Origin of the sequence: Sinomonas cellulolyticus, assembly GCF_014656475.1 — a bacterium.
In the GTDB taxonomy this organism is placed as follows: Bacteria; Actinomycetota; Actinomycetes; order Actinomycetales; family Micrococcaceae; genus Sinomonas; species Sinomonas cellulolyticus.
Map to the genome: position 1 here is coordinate 15,777 of NZ_BNCM01000012.1, position 17,927 is coordinate 33,703.

General features: G+C 71.7%; 18 protein-coding genes. 13 read left to right on the forward strand and 5 right to left on the reverse strand.

Going from position 1 to position 17,927, the window contains the following annotated elements; genetic code table 11:
- Positions 1–5 precede the first annotated feature (5 nt).
- The 4 genes from IE231_RS14040 to IE231_RS14055 are packed head-to-tail and all read left to right on the forward strand — an operon-like array spanning position 6 to position 2,889.
- Entirely contained in the window at positions 6–800 is a 795-nt protein-coding gene (locus tag IE231_RS14040) for a CoA transferase subunit A (protein ID WP_189694609.1), read from the forward strand.
- Positions 800–1,498: a CoA transferase subunit B gene (locus IE231_RS14045; RefSeq protein WP_189694610.1), complete on the forward strand. Its 699-nt coding sequence runs from the start codon at positions 800–802 to the stop codon at positions 1,496–1,498. The genes IE231_RS14040 and IE231_RS14045 overlap by 1 nt, the downstream gene beginning before the upstream one ends.
- Complete coding sequence (locus tag IE231_RS14050; RefSeq protein ID WP_189694611.1) at positions 1,482–2,075, forward strand: MaoC family dehydratase; 594 nt, start codon at positions 1,482–1,484, stop codon at positions 2,073–2,075. Before IE231_RS14045 ends, IE231_RS14050 begins: the two co-directional genes overlap by 17 nt.
- Positions 2,068–2,889 carry an HpcH/HpaI aldolase/citrate lyase family protein gene (locus tag IE231_RS14055; RefSeq protein WP_189694706.1) on the forward strand — a complete coding sequence of 274 codons (822 nt, stop codon included), beginning with the start codon at positions 2,068–2,070 and terminating at the stop codon, positions 2,887–2,889. The genes IE231_RS14050 and IE231_RS14055 overlap by 8 nt, the downstream gene beginning before the upstream one ends.
- A gap of 19 nt (positions 2,890–2,908) precedes the next feature.
- On the opposite strand, the gene IE231_RS14060 is transcribed toward IE231_RS14055, so the two are convergent.
- Complete coding sequence (locus IE231_RS14060; protein WP_189694612.1) at positions 2,909–3,367, reverse strand: GyrI-like domain-containing protein; 459 nt, start codon at positions 3,365–3,367, stop codon at positions 2,909–2,911.
- Positions 3,368–3,569: 202 nt separating this feature from the next.
- Here IE231_RS14060 and dxr point away from each other — a divergent pair, with 202 nt between their 5' ends.
- The 5 genes from dxr to IE231_RS14085 are packed head-to-tail and all read left to right on the forward strand — an operon-like array spanning position 3,570 to position 8,556.
- Positions 3,570–4,808 carry a 1-deoxy-D-xylulose-5-phosphate reductoisomerase gene (dxr, locus tag IE231_RS14065; protein WP_189694613.1) on the forward strand — a complete coding sequence of 413 codons (1,239 nt, stop codon included), beginning with the start codon at positions 3,570–3,572 and terminating at the stop codon, positions 4,806–4,808.
- Positions 4,805–6,154, forward strand: coding sequence for a M50 family metallopeptidase (locus tag IE231_RS14070; protein ID WP_189694614.1), 1,350 nt, complete (start codon positions 4,805–4,807; stop codon positions 6,152–6,154). Before dxr ends, IE231_RS14070 begins: the two co-directional genes overlap by 4 nt.
- A gap of 38 nt (positions 6,155–6,192) precedes the next feature.
- Positions 6,193–6,498 (forward strand): YciI family protein, encoded by a 306-nt coding sequence (locus IE231_RS14075; protein WP_189694615.1) that lies wholly within the window; start codon positions 6,193–6,195, stop codon positions 6,496–6,498.
- Between the two features lie 50 nt (positions 6,499–6,548).
- Positions 6,549–7,715, forward strand: coding sequence for a flavodoxin-dependent (E)-4-hydroxy-3-methylbut-2-enyl-diphosphate synthase (gene ispG / locus IE231_RS14080; protein ID WP_189694616.1), 1,167 nt, complete (start codon positions 6,549–6,551; stop codon positions 7,713–7,715).
- Positions 7,669–8,556 (forward strand): GNAT family N-acetyltransferase, encoded by an 888-nt coding sequence (locus tag IE231_RS14085; protein ID WP_306341570.1) that lies wholly within the window; start codon positions 7,669–7,671, stop codon positions 8,554–8,556. Before ispG ends, IE231_RS14085 begins: the two co-directional genes overlap by 47 nt.
- 15 nt (positions 8,557–8,571) lie before the next feature.
- Here IE231_RS14085 and IE231_RS14090 read toward each other — a convergent pair whose 3' ends face one another.
- The 4 genes from IE231_RS14090 to IE231_RS14105 form a co-directional block, all read right to left on the reverse strand.
- Entirely contained in the window at positions 8,572–9,207 is a 636-nt protein-coding gene (locus IE231_RS14090; protein WP_229867029.1) for a TetR/AcrR family transcriptional regulator, read from the reverse strand.
- Complete coding sequence (locus IE231_RS14095; protein WP_374189461.1) at positions 9,204–9,947, reverse strand: ABC transporter permease; 744 nt, start codon at positions 9,945–9,947, stop codon at positions 9,204–9,206. Before IE231_RS14095 ends, IE231_RS14090 begins: the two co-directional genes overlap by 4 nt.
- Before the next feature lie 8 nt (positions 9,948–9,955).
- Complete coding sequence (locus IE231_RS14100; RefSeq protein ID WP_189694618.1) at positions 9,956–10,747, reverse strand: ABC transporter ATP-binding protein; 792 nt, start codon at positions 10,745–10,747, stop codon at positions 9,956–9,958.
- Positions 10,748–10,942: 195 nt separating this feature from the next.
- Complete coding sequence (locus IE231_RS14105) at positions 10,943–11,248, reverse strand: DUF2249 domain-containing protein (protein ID WP_189694619.1); 306 nt, start codon at positions 11,246–11,248, stop codon at positions 10,943–10,945.
- Between the two features lie 54 nt (positions 11,249–11,302).
- Here IE231_RS14105 and IE231_RS14110 point away from each other — a divergent pair, with 54 nt between their 5' ends.
- From IE231_RS14110 to IE231_RS14125, 4 genes are all read left to right on the forward strand, one after another.
- Positions 11,303–12,055, forward strand: a complete 753-nt coding sequence (locus IE231_RS14110; RefSeq protein WP_189694620.1) for a helix-turn-helix transcriptional regulator — start codon at positions 11,303–11,305, stop codon at positions 12,053–12,055.
- Entirely contained in the window at positions 12,052–13,260 is a 1,209-nt protein-coding gene (locus IE231_RS14115; RefSeq protein ID WP_229867034.1) for a DUF8744 domain-containing protein, read from the forward strand. The genes IE231_RS14110 and IE231_RS14115 overlap by 4 nt, the downstream gene beginning before the upstream one ends.
- Positions 13,257–15,998, forward strand: a complete 2,742-nt coding sequence (locus IE231_RS14120) for a multicopper oxidase domain-containing protein (RefSeq protein ID WP_189694621.1) — start codon at positions 13,257–13,259, stop codon at positions 15,996–15,998. The genes IE231_RS14115 and IE231_RS14120 overlap by 4 nt, the downstream gene beginning before the upstream one ends.
- Positions 15,999–16,080: 82 nt before the next feature.
- Entirely contained in the window at positions 16,081–17,925 is a 1,845-nt protein-coding gene (locus tag IE231_RS14125; protein WP_189694622.1) for a proline--tRNA ligase, read from the forward strand.
- The last annotated feature ends 2 nt before the right edge of the window (positions 17,926–17,927 follow it).

A 17,927-nucleotide genomic window follows, 5' to 3' on the forward strand; every position in this document is an offset into this window, starting at 1 on the left:
GGCACGTGATCGACAAAGTGGTGGCGAGCGCCGAGGAGGCGGTCGCGGACATCGGGGATGGTGCGTCCCTTGCCGTCGGGGGGTTCGGGCTGTGCGGGATCCCCGTGGCCCTCATCGACGCCCTCCACCGTCAGGGCACCTCGCGGCTGACCACGATCAGCAACAACTGCGGGGTGGACGACTGGGGGCTCGGCGTCCTCCTCTCGGACGGCCGCATCGAGCGGACCATCAGCTCCTACGTGGGTGAGAACAGGGAGTTCGCTCGGCAGTTCCTTGCCGGTGAACTCGAGGTGGTCCTCACTCCGCAGGGCACCCTTGCCGAGAAGCTCCGCGCCGGCGGCGCCGGCATCCCTGCGTTCTACACGGCGGCGGGCGTGGGCACCCTCGTCGCGGAGGGCGGCCTCCCGCAGAAGTACGACGCCGAGGGGAACGTCACGCTCGCGTCCTCGCCCAAGGAGGTGCGCACCTTCAACGGCTCGGAGTTCGTCCTGGAGGAATCGCTCACCCCGGACTTCGCGCTCGTGCACGCCCAGAAGGGCGATCGGCACGGAAACCTCGTGTTCCACGCGACGGCGATGAACTTCAATCCCCTCTGCGCCATGGCCGGGAAGACCACGATCGCAGAGGTCGAGGAGCTCGTGGAGCCCGGCGAGCTCGACCCCGAGACCATCGACCTGCCGGGCATCTTCGTCCAGCGGGTGGTCCACGTTCCCCTCGGGAGCCCGCACGGCGAGAAGAGGATTGAGAAGCGGACCGTGTCGACGCCCCCGGCGCCGCAGACCACCGAGGAGGCCTCCTGATGCCCTGGAGCCGCAATGAGCTCGCCGCCCGCGTCGCCAAGGAGCTCGAGAACGGACAGTACGTCAATCTGGGCATCGGCATGCCCACGCTCATCCCCAATTACATCCCCGACGGCGTCGAGGTGGTCCTGCACTCGGAGAACGGGATCCTCGGGACGGGCCCGTACCCCCGGGACGAGGACGTGGATCCGGACCTCATCAACGCAGGCAAGGAGACCGTGACGGTCAACAAGGGGGCCGCGTTCTTCGATTCCGCCACATCCTTCGGCATGGTGCGCGGCGGACACGTCGATGTGGCGGTGCTCGGCGCCATGCAGGTCTCCCGGAACGGAGACCTCGCGAACTGGATGATCCCGGGCAAGATGGTCAAGGGCATGGGCGGCGCGATGGACCTCGTGTTCGGCGCCAAGCGGCTCATCGTCATGATGGAGCACACGGACAGGAACGGGAATCCGAAGATCCTGTCCGAGTGCACCCTGCCGCTCACCGGCCGTGGCTGCGTGGACCGCATCATCACCGACCTTGCCGTGATCGACGTGGTGCGCAGCACCGACGGAGACATCGTGGGCGCGGGGATGGAGCCAGGCTCCGGACCCGTCCTCGTGCTGCGCGAACTCGCCCCTGGTGTGACCGAGGAGCAGGTGCAGGCCGCCACGGGCACTGACCTCGAGGTGGAGATCCATGACAACGAGCCCTGATCCCACGTCGAGCCCTAATCCCACCTCGGGCCCTGAGCCCACCTCGGGCCTTGAGCGCCGCGCCGCCGAGGCCCAGTTCGGGGAGCCGCCGCGCGCCGTCGTCCAGCGCGGCCTGTACTACGACGAGCTCGAGGAGGGCGTGGTCTATGCCGCGAGGCCCGGGCGCACCGTCACCGAGGCGGACAACGTCCTCTTCACGACGCTCACGATGAACACGCAGGCCCTCCACCTCGATGCGGCCTGGAGCGCGGGCCAGCCCTTCGGGCAGAGGCTCATGAACTCGATGTTCACACTCTCGACCATGGTCGGCCAGTCGGTGGCACAGCTGACCCAGGGCACGATCGTGGCGCAGCTGGGGCTCACGGACGTCGCGTTCCCGCACCCCCTGTTCCACGGCGATACGCTCTACACCGAGACCACCGTCGTCGAGAAGCGGCTCTCGGCGTCGCGGCCGGGCCAGGGAATCGTGACGTTCGAGCACACCGGCCGCAATCAGGACGGAACTGTCGTGGCACGGGCGCGGCGCTCGTGCCTCATGTGGACTGAGGATGCGCACGCCAGTGACCGAGATGACTGACCCGTTTGCCATGGGTCCGGCCCTGCTCTTCTGCCCGGCCGACCGCCCAGAGCGCTTCGCCAAGGCGGCCGAGCGTGCCGACGCGGTGATCCTCGACCTCGAGGACGCGGTGGCGCCGGATGCCAAGGCAGACGCGCGGCTCAACCTCGCGGAGACGCCGCTGGACCCGGAGCGGACGATTGTGCGCGTGAACTCGGCCGACTCGGTGCACTTCGAGGCGGACCTCGAGGCGCTTGAGGCGACGGCCTACCGGACCGTGATGCTCGCCAAGGCCGAGTCGGCGAACCAGCTGGCCCTCCTGCGGCCCTACCGGGTCGTCGCGCTGTGCGAGACGGCGGCCGGGGTCCTGGCCGCTCCGGCGATCGCCGCCCAGCCCAACACCGTGGCCCTCATGTGGGGCGCCGAGGACCTCGTGGCATCCCTCGGCGGGACGTCGAGCCGGAGGCACGACGGCGCGTACCGTGCCGTCGCCCTGCATGCCCGGTCCGCCGTGCTCCTCGCGGCCGGCGCCAACGGGAAGGCGGCCGTCGACGCCGTCTACACCGACATCCCCGACGTCGACGGCCTCGCCGCCGAGGTCGAGGACGCCGTCGCCTCAGGATTCGCCGCGAAGGCCTGCATCCACCCCCGCCAGGTCGCCGCCGTACGGGCCGCCTATGCTCCCTCGGACGAGGCGGTCGCCGCCGCCCGAGCGCTCCTCGCCGCTGCCGAGGCCGCAGGGACCGGGGTGTTCCAGTACGAGGGGAAGATGGTCGACGGTCCCATCCTGCGGCACGCCCAGACCGTGGTCGGGCGCGCCGGTCAGGGGCGCTGAACGCATCCCGATGCGTCGGTCAGCGTGTCGGACAGAACACCTGCGTGCGCCAGCTCGCCGGGTCTGACTCCGCCTCGGGGTCGCTGAGGTATACCTCCCACATGCTCTCGCCCGGGGTGAGGCCCTTGCTGCGCATCCACTCGGTCATCTCCCGGTAGGTCTCGGAGAGCCCCTCGTACGGGCCGATGTGCATGGCCTGGACCGCGGGGCCGCCGGGGAGCACGCTCGCGGTGACGCCGCCGCCGTCGGCGAAAGGTCCCGCCACGGGGAATCCGGCCTCGACGTCGATGGTCTCCGTCGGCATCCCGTGGTACATCGCGAACGGTGGCCCGACCACGCGTGCCCCGGCGCTCTGCACGGCCGCGACGACTTTGCCGAAGACGCCGTCGAAGAAGGGCCGGAGCTCGTCGGTGCGGACGGTGGCGCGCACGACGGCGGTCGGCTGCTCGGTGAGGTCGGTGCTGCTGATCTCAGTCATGCCTCCATGCTGGCCCAGATGGGCCGCGAGGGCGAGGGCACGATGAGCCCGGCGTGGCCTTTCGTGCGTGGAACTCCCGCCGCTGGACGGCTTCCGCCGAGGAAGCCCCGAGCGCAGACTGGGCTGTGCCCTCAGTCTCAGAGCTCTCGTCCTGCCCCGCTCCCTTCGCCCTCGGCGGCGGCCGTGCGGGATACTGGCAGACATGCAGAAACCCGGCGAGCCCTCCCGCGAGACCCAGCGTTCCGTCGTCATCCTCGGCTCGACCGGCAGCATCGGCACCCAGGCCCTGGACGTGGTCGACGGCGCCCCGCACCGGTTCCGCGTCACCGCGCTGAGCGCGGGCGGCCACAGCCTCGGGCTCCTCGCGACCCAGGCCGTCCGCACGCGCGCGGAGGCGATCGGCATCGCCTCGGGCGATGTGGACGAGCTGCGGGCCCTGATCGACGGGGAAGCCGCCGCCCACCGAGTGACCGGGTACACCCCGGAGCTCTTCGCCGGACCCGATGCCTCCACCCGCATCGCCTCGTTCAGCGGCGAGAGTGGCCCGGCCGACGTCGTGCTCAACGGCATCACGGGCAGCATCGGCCTGGCTCCGACGCTCGCTGCCCTCGCCTCGGGGGCGTCCCTCGCGCTCGCGAACAAGGAGAGCCTCATCGTGGGCGGGACGCTCGTGACGGGGGCGGCCGCGCCGGGGCAGATCGTCCCCGTCGACTCGGAGCACTCCGCCATCGCCCAGTGCCTGCGGGCAGGTCGGGCGGACGAGGTCGCCAAGCTCATCCTCACCGCCTCGGGCGGCCCGTTCCGCGGCCGGACCCGGGCCGAGCTCGCCGATGCCACCCCCGCGCAGGCGCTCAACCACCCCACGTGGGACATGGGCAGGGTGGTCACGACGAACTCGGCCACCCTCGTGAACAAGGGCCTCGAGCTCATCGAGGCGCACCTCCTCTTCGGCGTCCCCCTCGAGGCGATCGACGTCGTCGTGCATCCCCAGTCCGTGGTCCACTCCATGGTGCAGTTCACCGACGGCTCCGTCATCGCCCAGGCGAGCCCGCCGGACATGCGCCTGCCGATCGCCCTCGGGCTCGGCTGGCCCGACCGCGTGCCGGGCGCCGCCGCGCCCTGCGACTGGACACGGTCCACCGCGTGGACGTTCGAGCCGCTCGACGAGGCCGCCTTCCCGGCCGTGGAGATCGCGCGGGACGCCGCGAAGCGGGGAAGCACCTTCCCCGCCGTGTTCAACGCCGCGAACGAGGAGGCCGTCGAGGCCTTCCACGAGGGCCGGATCGGGTTCCTCGAGATCGTCGACACCGTGGAGGCCGTGCTGAACGAGCATGGAGGTTCCTCGGAGCTCTCTGTGGATTCCGTGCTTGCGGCCGAGGAGTGGGCACGCGCGCGGGCCAACGAGCGTTTGGGTACGCAGAAGTCCAAGGAGTCCCTGTGAACCCCACCGTCCTGTTCATCCTCGGCGTCGTGTTCGTCGCCGTGGGCATCGCCGTGTCCATCGCCCTGCATGAAGTGGGCCACCTCGTGCCCGCCAAGCTGTTCAGAGTCCGCGTCACCCGGTACATGATCGGGTTCGGGCCCACCGTCTTCTCCCGTAGGCGCGGAGAGACGGAGTACGGCCTCAAGGCCCTCCCGCTCGGCGGATACGTGGCGATGGTGGGGATGTACCCGCCCAACACCGCGGACGGTTCGGTGCGCCAGTCCAGCACGGGAATGTTCCAGAGCCTCGCCGAGGCTGCCCGGGACCAGGCGCACGAGGAGGTCCGTCCTGAGGACCACGGCCGGCTGTTCTACCAGCTGCCGGTGTGGAAGAAGATCATCATCATGCTCGGCGGCCCGGCCATGAACATCCTCCTCGGGGTGCTCTTCACGACCATCCTGCTCATGGGATTCGGCACGCCGCAGCCCACGACGCAGATCGCCACCGTCTCGGCCTGCATGGTCACCCAGACGGCCAACGGCTCCCAGACCGGCAGCCAGGACACCAACCCCGCGACCTGCACCAAGACCCCGGCCGCGGCGGCCGGCCTGCAGCCGGGGGACACCGTGGTCGCCTTCAACGGCCAGAGGGTCACGGACTGGGACCAGCTGACCACCTGGATCCGGGACTCCGCGGGCCGCGAGGTCACCGTCACGCTCAAGCGCGGCGGCTCCGAGATCCAGACGACGGTCACGCCCGTGCTCAGCGAACGCCCCGTGATCGGCGCCAACGGGCAGGCCGTGAAGAACGCTGACGGCTCGTACCAGACCGTCCAGGCCGGCTTCCTCGGCATCGGTTCCCAGCAGGCCCTCGTGCCCCAGCCCGCCACGAGCGTCCTCCCCGCCGTCGGCGACAGCATCGCCCAGGTGGCCGGCGTCGTCGTGAATCTCCCGGCACGCGTCATCGCGGTGGGGCAGGCTGCGTTCAGCAGCGCGCCGCGCGACCCGAACGGCCCGATCAGCGTGGTCGGCGTGGGCCGGGTGGCCGGCGAGGTCGCCGCCATGGAGGACGTCCCGCTCAACGCCCGCATCGCGACGCTCGTGGGCATCCTCGCCGGAGTGAACCTCGCCCTGGCCGTGTTCAACCTCATCCCGCTCCTGCCGCTCGACGGCGGCCACGTCGCGGGCGCGCTCTACGAGGGCGCACGACGGCGCGTCGCCGCCTGGCGCAAACGGCCTGACCCCGGGCCGTTCGACATCGCCAAGCTCCTGCCGCTGACCTACGTCGTGGCGAGCGTGCTGATCGCGATGAGCGTCCTGCTCATCTACGCGGACATCGTGAAACCCGTGAAGCTCTTCGGCTGACGGCGTCGGCGCGGCGCCGCGGGAGATAGTCTGGACCCATGACTGTCTTCGCCGTCGAGTACCGGTACGTCTCCGCTCCGGAGGAGGCGGTCCGCCGCCTCGACGAGGTGCGTCCCGCCCATCGCGCGTGGCTCCGTGAACGCGCAGAGTCCGGCGAGCTCCTCGCGAGCGGTCCCATCGACGACGGATCGAAGGCCCTGCTCGTCTTCCAGGTGTCGGATCGTACCGCCCTCGACGCACTCCTGGCCCAGGACCCGTTCCAGAAGGCGTCCCTCGTTGCCGAGACGCAGGCCCCGGAGTGGAACCCCATCATCGGCCGCCTCGCCGACGCCGCGACCGTCTGACGCAGCCACCACGTAGCACCCCTCCCAGCAGTACCCGTAAGGAGCCATCAGTGACCTCGGTCAGCCTCGGAATGCCAGACGCCCCGCCGCCCGTCCTCGCGCCCCGGCGCAGGACGCGGCAGATCAAGGTGGGGTCGGTCGGCGTCGGCTCCGACTCGCCGATCAGTGTCCAGTCGATGACCACGACGCCCACCACGGACATCAACGCCACGCTCCAGCAGATCGCCGAGCTCACGGCCGCCGGCTGCGACATCGTCCGCGTAGCCTGCCCCTCCGCGGATGACGCCGAGGCATTGCCGATCATCGCCAAGAAGTCGCAGATTCCCGTCATCGCGGACATCCACTTCCAGCCGAAGTACGTCTTCGCCGCGATCGAGGCCGGCTGCGCGGGCGTGCGCGTCAACCCCGGCAACATCCGGAAGTTCGACGACCAGGTCAAGGAGATCGCCCAGGCGGCGAAGGACCACGGCACCTCGCTCAGGATCGGGGTCAATGCCGGCTCCCTCGATGCGCGCCTGCTGAAGAAGTACGGCAAGGCCACTCCGGAGGCGCTCGTGGAGAGCGCCGTGTGGGAGGCGAGCCTCTTCGAGGAGCACGACTTCCACGACTTCAAGATCTCGGTCAAGCACAACGACCCCGTGGTGATGGTGCGCGCCTACGAGATGCTCGCTGAGCGCGGCGACTGGCCCCTGCACCTCGGTGTGACCGAGGCGGGCCCGGCATTCCAGGGCACCATCAAGTCGGCCACGGCCTTCGGCGCCCTCCTGTCCCAGGGCATTGGCGACACGATCCGCGTCTCGCTCTCCGCCCCGCCCGTGGAGGAGGTCAAGGTCGGCATCCAGATCCTCCAGTCGCTCAACCTGCGCCCGCGCAAGCTCGAGATCGTCTCCTGCCCCTCCTGCGGCCGCGCGCAGGTGGACGTGTACACGCTCGCCGAGCAGGTCACCGCGGGGCTGGAGGGCATGGAGGTTCCTTTGCGCGTGGCGGTGATGGGCTGCGTGGTGAACGGCCCGGGAGAGGCGCGCGAGGCCGATCTGGGCGTCGCCTCCGGCAACGGCAAGGGTCAGATCTTCGTCAAGGGAGAGGTCATCAAGACGGTGCCCGAGAGCGAGATCGTGGAGACGCTGATCGAAGAGGCGATGAAGATCGCCGAGGGGATGGGGGAAGCCGGTGGCGAAGATCCTGTCCAGGGCGGCCCCGTGGTCACCGTCTCGTAGCCGCCCGCCCGGGCGTGCGGTCCGCCGGCTCAGCGACGGGGACACCGCCGCCCTTGCCGAGCTCGTGGGTGCCGACCCCGTCGCGAACGTCTTCGTCGCCGCGCACCTCGCGGCGCACGGCACGGCCGCCGGCGCCTCCTCCGGCGCCGAGATCGTGGGGATGTTCGACGGCGACGGGCGGCTGATGAGCGCGTGCTGGCTCGGAGCGAACGTGGTCCCCGTCGAGGTGCCGGCGGACCACGCCCAGGCCTACGCCGACGTCATCCGCCACTCCCGCCGCCGGTTCGCCTCGATCTTCGGACCCGCCGAGGCGACGCTGGCGATCTTCGCCGAACTCTCCGGGCCGGCGGCACGGGATGTCCGCCGGGCCCAGCCCCTGCTGGCCATGGAGGGCAGCCCGGCCGTGGCCCCGGACCCCCTCGTGCGGGTCACGACCGCCGACGACTTCGACACGCTCGCCCCCGCCTGCGTGTCGATGTTCGAGGAAGAGGTGGGCTACTCGCCGGTGGCCGGCGGCAGCGAGAACTACTACCGCCGGGTGCGCCAGCTCATCGACCTCGGCCACTCGTTCGCGAGGTTCGGCGAGGACGGCGAGGTGGTCTTCAAGGCCGAGCTCGGCTCGGTCTCCCCGGCCGCATCGCAGGTCCAGGGCGTGTGGGTCGAGCCGTCCCACCGCGGCGAGGGGCTCAGCCACGGCGGAATGGCGGCCGTCGTCGAGCATGCCCGGCGCCTGGCGCCGGTCGTGAGCCTCTACGTCAACGACTACAACTACAAGGCCCGGGCGAGCTACCGCCGGGTCGGATTCGAGCAGGTCGGCACGTTCGCCACGGTCCTGTTCTGAGGCCCAAGGCTGGGCTCACGGCGCCCCGGCCAGCCCTCGAACCGGCGGCAGGGTCCCGGTGAGATGCCGCTCGAGGGCCGGGGCGAGGTACGCCTCCGCCTCGCGGACGGTCAGCGAGGCGATCGGCTCGAGCCGGACCACATACCTCACGAGCACGAAGCCCACCACCTGTGTCGCGGCGAGGCCGGCGCGCAGCTCCCGCTCCGCGGCGTCGCACGGGAGCCCCTCGGCGATCCGGGCGAGGATGCGCCGGCGCACGACGTCGCGCAGCAGCCTCGTGCGGGAGGCCGAGCCGATCGTGGCTCGCGCGAAGGCGGCGAGGACGTGCTGTTGAGGGCCCTCCCAGAGCGCGAGCACGGCGTGGGCCACGAGCTCGCCGCGGCCCTCTGGCACGGCCGGGTCGAGCCCGGCGAGAAGATCGCCGGGGTCAGCAGGGAGGGAGACCGCGGCCCCGAAGAGCTCGTCCTTGCCCCCGAAGTAGTGGTGCACGAGCGCCGGATCCACCTTCGCCTCCCGGGCGACGCGGCGGAGGCTCACGGCGTCGTACCCGTGGTCTGCGAAGAGGCGCCCCGCGACGGCAACGATCCGCGCGCGCCGGTCGCCGCCGTCGCCGGGACGTCCGCGGCTCGCCTCCCGGCCCGCTGGGCTCACGAGCTCTTCCGCGGCAGCGTGAACGAGGCGAGCACGAGAAGCCCCAGGACGATGGCCGCCATGATGCCGAAGTCGCGCCACATCGTCGCGGTCGGATCGGCGTTCTTGGCGATCTCCTGCAGCGCGTTGACGGAGTAGGTGAGGGGCATCCAGTCCGAGACGGTCTGGAACACGTCGTTCATCCTGTCACGCGCCACGAACAGGCCGCAGAGCAGGATCTGCGGGATCACGACGACGGGCATGAACTGCACGGCCTGGAACTCGGTGCGCGCGAACGCGCTGCAGAACAGGCCCAGCGCCACCCCGAGCACGGCGTTCACGACAGCGACGAGGACCACGTAGCCGCCGTTGCCCTTGATGTCGAGGTTGAACACCCAGTACGCGACGGCAGTGGCGATCGCGGACTGGAGCGCGGCCATGAGCGAGAACGCGATGCCGTACCCGAAGAGCAGGTCCGCGGTGTGGATCGGTGTGGTCATGAGCCGCTCGAGGGTCCCGGTGGTGCGTTCGCGCAGCATCGTGATCGAGGTGATGAGGAACATGACGATGAACGGGAAGATTGCCAGCATGATCAGGCCCACGCGGTCGAACGTGCGCGGCGCGCCCGGGGGGAGGGTCTCGTTCTCGTAGAGCCAGTACACCACCGCGAGCAGCGCGGAGGGTACGACGACGATGAGCGCGAGGCTGCGGTGGTCGTGCCGCAGCTGGGTCAGGACGCGCACTGCGGTGGCCCACAGCATCCGGGGGTTCATGCGGCATGCTCTTTCGCGGGGACGGGCAGGCCGGCCGCCTGCCGGTCGAGGTCGGCCCGGATGATGCCGAGGAAGGCCTGCTCGAGGTCGTGGCTCCCGCCCCGCTCGCGCAGGTGGTCCGGGGTGAGCTGTCCGAGGAGGCGGCCCTCCCGCAGGAGCAGGAGGGTGTCGCAGCGGCTCGCCTCCTCCATCACGTGGCTCGAGATGAGCAGCGTGCACCCGGAGTCCGCGAGGGCCCGGAAGCGCTCCCAGAGGTCCACGCGGAGCACCGGGTCCAGGCCCACGGTCGGCTCGTCGAGGACGAGCAGCACGGGATCCCCCACGAGCGCGCACGCGAGGGAGACACGGCTGAACTGGCCTCCCGAGAGGTCGGAGGCCTTGCGCTTGGCGAGGTCGGCGAGTCCGACTGCCTCGACGGCTCCACGGGCGTCCGCAGCGGACTTGCCATGGAGGGCGCCGAAGTACCGGACGTTGTCCAGGACGCTGAGGTCCCGGTAGATGCTGGCCTCCTGGGTCATGTAGCCGAGGGAACGGCGCAGGGACGCGGACCCGGCGGGCCTCCCGAGGACGGTGAGGGTGCCCCCACCCAGCCGCTGGACGCCCACGATGGAGCGCATGAGCGTGCTCTTGCCGCTGCCGGAGGGCCCGAGGAGCCCGGTGACCCGGCCCGCGGGGACCGTGAAGTCGAGCTCATGGAGGATGGGGGTCCGGCGGATGCGCACGGAGAGGCGGTCCGCCTCGATCGCCGGCGGGGTGGAAGCGGCATGCGCTCCCGTGGTGTGTTCCATGGCTCGCTCCCGGGCTGTGGGCCAGTGAGAATTCATCAAGTGATGAATTGCACGCTAGACCCGGGCCCGGCGGCGGTCAATGGAGCGATGTGACAGGACGGCCCGAGCGCGGCCCGGCACGGACGAAGACCCCCGGGCAGGGGCCAGGCGCCGGTGGGACGGCCGGCGCCTGGAGTCGTGGGGGAGGGAGGGGGGCTACGCCTCGCGGCGGAACTGGACCTTCCACTCCTCGGGGCCCTCGGTGAGGTACGTGATCTCGAAGGCGCCGTCGCGGTAGCGCTGGTCCACCTGCGCGAGGAGGGGAAGGGGGGCGTGGTTGGCGATGATCACGAGCCCGGAGCCGACGGCGAGCGAGTCGAGCGCGCCGAAGATCGTCGCGTGCCGGATGGCGTGCGGGATGACACGGACGTCCAGCTCGGGGAAGCCCTCGGCGTCGTGCTCGCCGCAGGCGCAGGACGACTTCTGGGTCAGGGTCAGGGGGTTCGCCTCGGTGTATTCCATCTCATGTCCTTCCAGGGGAGGTGTCCTGCTCCAGACTTTACTACAATAAATTCCGTGGAAAAGACCTCTCTCGGCCCGCAGCCCGCTTCCCCCGGCCCCGCGCTTCCCCTCTCCGGCGCGCGTGCCGCCATTCTCGACCTGCTGCGCGCCGCCGGGGGCCCGCGCACGGTCGAGGAGCTCGCCGGAGAGACCGGGCAGCACCCCAACACCGTCCGGGAACACCTCGAGGCCCTCGTGGGCGCGGGGAGAGCGGAACTCGTCGACGGCCCTCCGCTGGGGGAGGGCCGTCGCGGACGTCCGGCCAAGCACTACCGTGCCGTGGAACGGCCTGAGAGCGTCGGCTACGCCGGGCTCGCCGGTGTGCTCGCCAGCGAGGTGGCGCGCCTCGCACCGGATCCCGAGCGCGCCGGGGTGGAGGCGGGACGCAGCTGGGCCCGCCGAACGCTGGGCGCTGCAGTCCACAGCGGCGCGGCCCAGGGCGATGCAGCGGGCGGCGGCACGGCAGGGAGCACCCCAGCTGCTGCTGTCCCGGCCGCAGACGCACGACGCCGCGTGCTCGCCGAACTCGATGAATTGGGCTTCGGCGTCGAGGAGCCGCAGAGCCGGGGCGCCCGTGCCAAGGGGACCGTGCGCCTCGTGGCCTGCCCGCTGCTGGCTGCGGCCAAGGACGAGCCCGGCGTCGTCTGCTCGGTGCACGCGGGCCTCGTCGAGGAGTCGCTGAGGCTCCTCGGCCACCCTGAGCTGGGCTCCGCCCTCGAGCCGTTCGCCGAGCCCGGCGCATGCCTGCTGACGATCGGCCGCGCGTGAGTCCCCGTACCGCGCCACCGCCGAGCGCAGCGCCCAAGATCGCCACCACTGTCTGGCCGCGCGCCCTCCTCCTGGTCCTCGGGGGCGCCGCCCTGCTCGCAGGCCTCGACGCGGCACTGGCGCTTCTCGGCGTCGCCGCCCCGGTAGGCGCGCAGGCAGCGCCCGCACTGCCGCCCTCGCACGGGACGCTCATGGTGTTCGGGTTCGTCGGCACCCTCATCGCGCTCGAGCGCGCCGTGGCCCTGCGGCGGTGGTGGGGCTATTCGGCTCCTGCACTGCTGGGTGTCGGCTCCCTCGCGCAGCTTGCGCCCACGCCGGGCGCCGGCACGGCCTGGGTACCGCGCGCCGTCGTGCTCGCGGGTGCCGTGATGTTCGCCGTTGTCTACGTGCCGCTCTGGCGGCGTCAGCGGGACCCCGCCGTCCTCGTGCAGGCACTCGGTGCGGTCGCCGCAGCCGGTGGGGCAGCGCTGCTCGCAGCCGGGGTGAGCGTTCCCGCCGTCGTGCCTTGGCTGGCCGCCTTCCTGCTGGCGACCATCGCCGGCGAGCGTCTCGAGCTCGCACGGCTGCGGATCTCGGGCCGCTGGGCAGAGCCGCTGCTCGTTGCCGCGTGCGCCGTGCTCGTCGTACTGGCCCCCGTCACCCTGCTCTGGCCCGCCGTGGGCTATCCCCTGTTCGGGCTGGCCCTGCTCGGGCTCGCCGCGTGGCTCGTACGGTACGACGTCGCGCGCGCCACCATCCGCTCCCGCGGGCTCCCGCGCTTCGTGGCCGCCTGCCTCCTCTCCGGCTATGCGTGGCTCGCGGTCGCGGCTGCCGTGAGCCTCCTCGCTCCCGGCTCGCGGTCCGGAGCGCTCACGGGATCGGCCTACGACGCATTCCTCCACGCGGTGTTCCTCGGCTTCGTCATGTCCATGATCATGGCGCACGCGCCCGTGATCCTCCCGGCGGTCCTGCGCCGGCCCCTTCCGTACCTGCCGGCGATGTGGGTCCCGGCGGTGCTCCTGCATGCAGCCCTCGTGCTGCGCCTTGCCGTGGGTGACGCTCGCGGCGACATCGTCGCGTGGCAGTGGGGCGGGATGGGCAACGTGGCCGCCGTGCTCGCGTTCGTTGCCGTTGCCGCCTATGCCGTGGCGGCAGGACGGCGGGGGAGGCGGCCCACGCTCGACCGTTCCCGGCCCGCGCGCGCCCGTCAGGAGGGGGCAGCATGATCCCCACCGTGCCGCCCCGGGGGGCCAGCCCCGCGCCGGTTCCCGGCCGGCCCGGCACCGGCCGTGCCACATGGCACCGCTGGGCCAACGTCCCGACACTCGTGTGGCTGCTGGCCATCGCGGTGCTCTCCGGAATCCACCGTGGCGTCCCCGCCGCAGGGTGGCTCCTGACGCATCTTGCCCTGCTGGGCGCGGCGACCAACGCCATCATGGTCTACTCGTGGCACTTCGCCGAAGCGCTCCTGCGGCTGCCCGTGCCGTCACGCCGAGCCCTCGCCGCGCGGCTTGCACTGCTGAACCTCGGCGCCGCCGTGGCCATGGCCGGCGTTGTGGGCCAGATGTGGCCCGCGACGGTCGCGGGCGCCGCGGCCATCGGGGCCGCGGCGGGCTGGCACGGGATCGCCCTGCTGCTGCGCGTGCGCCGGGCTCTGCCCTCGCGGTTCGCCTCGACCCTGCGGTACTACCTCGCGGCATGCGCCCTCCTGCCCCTCGGCGCCGCAGCGGGAGCCCTGCTCGCGCTCCCCGGCCTCGAGGACGCGGGTGACCTGCACCCGCGCCTCCTGCTCGCCCACGAGTCGGTCAACGTCCTGGGCTGGGTGGGCCTGAGCGTCCTCGGCACCCTCGTCACCCTGTTCCCGACCATGCTGCGCACGCGCGCCGACGACGCGGCGGAGCCCACGTCGCGCCGCGCACTGTGGGCCCTCCTGGCGGGTGTGGGGCTGGCCGCCGTGGGCGCACTCGTCGGCGTCCGGCCCCTCGCAGCGGCCGGCGTGCTCCTGTACCTGTCCGGCGTGGTCGTCTCGGCCGTCCCGCTCGCGCGCGCGGTGCGGAGCAAGCCGCCGGTGGCCTTCGCGCCGCTCTCGGCACTCGCCTCCCTGCTGTGGCTCGCCGGTGCCCTCGTGCGCCTCGCCTGGCTGTGCGCCACCGCATCGGACTGGGAGTCCCTCCACGTGGCCCTCGCGGACCTCACGCCAGCCCTGGCCGCCGGGTTCGCCGCGCAGGTGCTGCTCGGTGCTCTCTCGTACCTGCTCCCGGTCGTCTTCGGCGGAGGCCCGGCCGTGGTCCGGCGGCGCACCGACATGCTCGACGGCGCCGCGTGGTTCCGCGTGGTCCTCGCCAACGGGGCGCTCGCGCTCTACCTCCTCCCGGTGCCCAGCACGGTCCGGGTGTCCGCGGCCGTCGCGGGCCTCGTGGCGCTCGCGGCCTTCCTGTGGCTGGCCGGCCGGGCGTGGTTCTCCCGCCCCCGCCCCGAGGACCAGCCCCGGTACCCGGCAGGCTCCGGGCCTATCGCCGTGGGCGCATCCGTCCGCAGCCGCCTCGGCTCGGGGGCCGTGGGACTGGCCGTGCTGCTCACGGCCGTCGTGACCGGGGTTGCCGCAGATCCGTCCGTGCTTCCTGCCGCGGGCGGGGGCTCTCCTGTGGCCGCCGAGGCGGCCGGCGCCGCGGGAGCGGACGGAGGCACCGGCGTCGTGCCCACCGGCCACACCACGACCGTGGACGTGGCCATGTCCGGGATGCGCTTCGTGCCGGACACTGTGGCCGTTCCCGCGGGGGACCGGCTCATCATCAGGCTGTCCAATAAGGACCAGACCCCGCACGACCTCGTGCTCGCCACCGGCCAGGACTCCGGGCGCGTCTACCCCGGGCAGGGCGGCCAGCTCGACGCCGGGGTGATGGCCGCCTCCGTGGACGGCTGGTGCTCTGTGGTGGGGCACAAGCAGATGGGCATGGTGTTCCGGGTCAACGTCACGGGCACGGCCGGCCCCGGTGCTCCCCAGGCTGGGACGATGGACATGCCAGGCATGCAGCACGCGGCCGCGTCGTCCGCTGCCGCAGCACCCGCGTCCCCCGGCGCCTCCGCAGGGGCCCACACCCCGTACCCCGCCGACCTCCCGCCCGTGCCCGAAGGGACGACCCACAAGGTGACCCTCACCGTGCGGGACACGGTCACGGAGGTGGCACCCGGGGTTGAGCAGACGCTGTGGACCTACAACGGAACCGCGCCGGGGCCCGTGCTGCACGGCCGGGTGGGGGACACGTTCGAGGTGACGCTCGTCAACGACGCCTCCGCGGGGCACTCGATCGACTTCCACGCGGGCTCGCTCGCCCCGGACGGTCCCATGCGGACCATCGACCCCGGCCAGCAGCTCACCTACACGTTCAGGGCCACCCAGCCGGGGATCTGGATGTACCACTGTTCCACCATGCCGATGTCCCTGCACATCGCGAACGGGATGTTCGGCGCCGTCGTGATCGACCCGCCGGATGCGCCGCCCGTGGACCACGAGTTCGTGCTCGTCCAGAGCGAGCAGTACCGGGGCGCCGCGGCGGCCGACGGCGCGCCGGGGATCGCCGACTCGGCGAAGATCGCTGCTGGTGCGCCGGACGCCGTGGTCTTCAACGGGTACCCGAACCAGTACGACGCCGCGCCGCTCGCCGTGCGCGCGGGGGAGCGGGTCCGCGTGTGGGTCCTCGACGCCGGCCCGGACCGCGCGACGTCGTTCCACGTGGTCGGCGCCCAGTTCAGCGCCGTCTGGGCGGAAGGGGCGTACCGGCTCGCCCCGGGCGCGGACGGCGGGCAGGCGGGGGCGTCCCAGGCCATGGACCTTGCTCCCGCGCAGGGCGGCTTCGTGGACCTGACGTTCCCTCAGGCGGGCCACTATCCCTTCGTGAGCCACTACATGGTGGACGCCGAGCGCGGGGCGCACGGGGTGTTCGAGGCCGGTGCCGCCAAGTGAGCGGCGAGTGCCGGACAGTCGCGCTGGGATACATTGGTAGCTGACATTTTCTCCTGCTCCACATCCAGAAACGGAAAGCCCTGTGGTCCTGCGACTCTCCACCCTGTTCCTGCGCACGCTCCGGGAGGACCCCGCCGACGCTGAGGTGGCGAGCCACAAGCTGCTCGTGCGCGCCGGCTACATCCGCCGCGCGGCACCGGGCATCTACACCTGGCTCCCGCTCGGGCTCGCGGTGCTGCGCAAGGTCGAGCAGGTGATCCGCGAGGAGATGGCAGCGATCGGCTCGCAGGAGGTCCACTTCCCGGCGCTCCTGCCGAAGGAGCCCTACGAGGCGACCAACCGCTGGACCGAGTACGGCGAAGGCATCTTCCGCCTCAAGGACCGCAAGGAGGCCGACTACCTCCTGGCCCCCACGCACGAGGAGATGTTCACCCTCCTCGTGAAGGACCTGTACTCCTCGTACAAGGACCTCCCGCTCTCGCTCTACCAGATCCAGAACAAGTACCGCGACGAGGCCCGCCCCCGCGCGGGCCTCCTCCGCGGGCGAGAGTTCATCATGAAGGACTCGTACTCGTTCGACGTGGACGACGCCGGCCTCGACGTGAGCTACGCCAAGCACCGTGAGGCGTACCTGAAGATCTTTGCCCGCCTCGGCCTCGAGGTGGTCCCCGTCAAGGCCACCGCGGGCGCCATGGGCGGCTCCAAGAGCGAGGAGTTCCTCCACCCCACCGAGGTGGGCGAGGACACCTTCGTCCGGTCGGCGGGCGGATACGCCGCGAACGTCGAGGCCGTCACCACCGTGGTGCCGGAGGAGGTCGACTACTCCGACGCGCCGCCCGCACAGGTCCTCGACACCCCGGACACGCCCACCATCGAGACCCTCGTGGCCGCGTCCCAGACGATCTTCCCGAACCCCGAGCGGCCGTGGACCGGCGCGGACACGCTCAAGAACGTGGTCCTCGCCGTGACCCTGCCGACGGGGGAGACGCAGCTCGTGGTGATCGGCCTCCCCGGCGACCGCGCCGTGGACCTGAAGCGCGTCGAGGCGAACATCGGTGCCTTCCTCCCCGTCGCCGGCGAGATCGGCATCGAGGCCGCGAACGACGAGCAGCTCAAGCAGCAGCCCCTCATCGTCAAGGGCTACCTCGGCCCGGGCCTCGATCGCGAGGACGCGCTCCTCGGCCTCGAGGGCAAGGCCAAGATCCTCTACCTGGTGGACCCCCGCGTCGTCTCCGGCACGCGCTGGATCACCGGCGCCAACGAGCACGGCAAGCACGTCTACGGCCTCGTGGCCGGCCGCGACTTCGGCTGGGACGGCGTCATCGAGTGCACCGAGGTCCGCGCCGGCGATCCGGCCCCGGACGGCTCCGGCCCCCTCGAGACGGCCCGCGGCATCGAGATGGGGCACATCTTCCAGCTCGGCCGCAAATACGCTGAGGCCCTCGAGCTCAAGGTCCTCAACGAGAACGGCAAGCAGGTCACCGTCACGATGGGCTCCTACGGCATCGGCGTGACGCGTGCGGTCGCAGCCCTCGCTGAGTCGAACCACGACGACCGCGGGCTCATCTGGCCGCGTGCGGTGGCCCCCGCCGACGTGCACGTCGTCGCGGTGGGCCGCGGCGAGGAGATCTTCGCCGAGGCCGAGCGGATCACCGCAGAGTTCGAGGCCCGCGGCCTCACTGTCATGCTCGACGACCGCCCCAAGGTCTCCCCGGGCGTCAAGTTCGGCGACGCCGAGCTCATCGGCGTCCCGACCATCGTCGCCGTGGGCAAGGGCTTCGCGACGGGCACGCTCGAGGTCAAGGACCGCCGCACGGGCACCGCCGAGGATGTCCCCGTCGACGGAGTCGTGGACCGCGTCGTAGCGCAGGTGCGCGGGACGGCCCCTGAGGCTGTTCCCGCCGCAGCCTCGGCCGACGTCGACTAGCG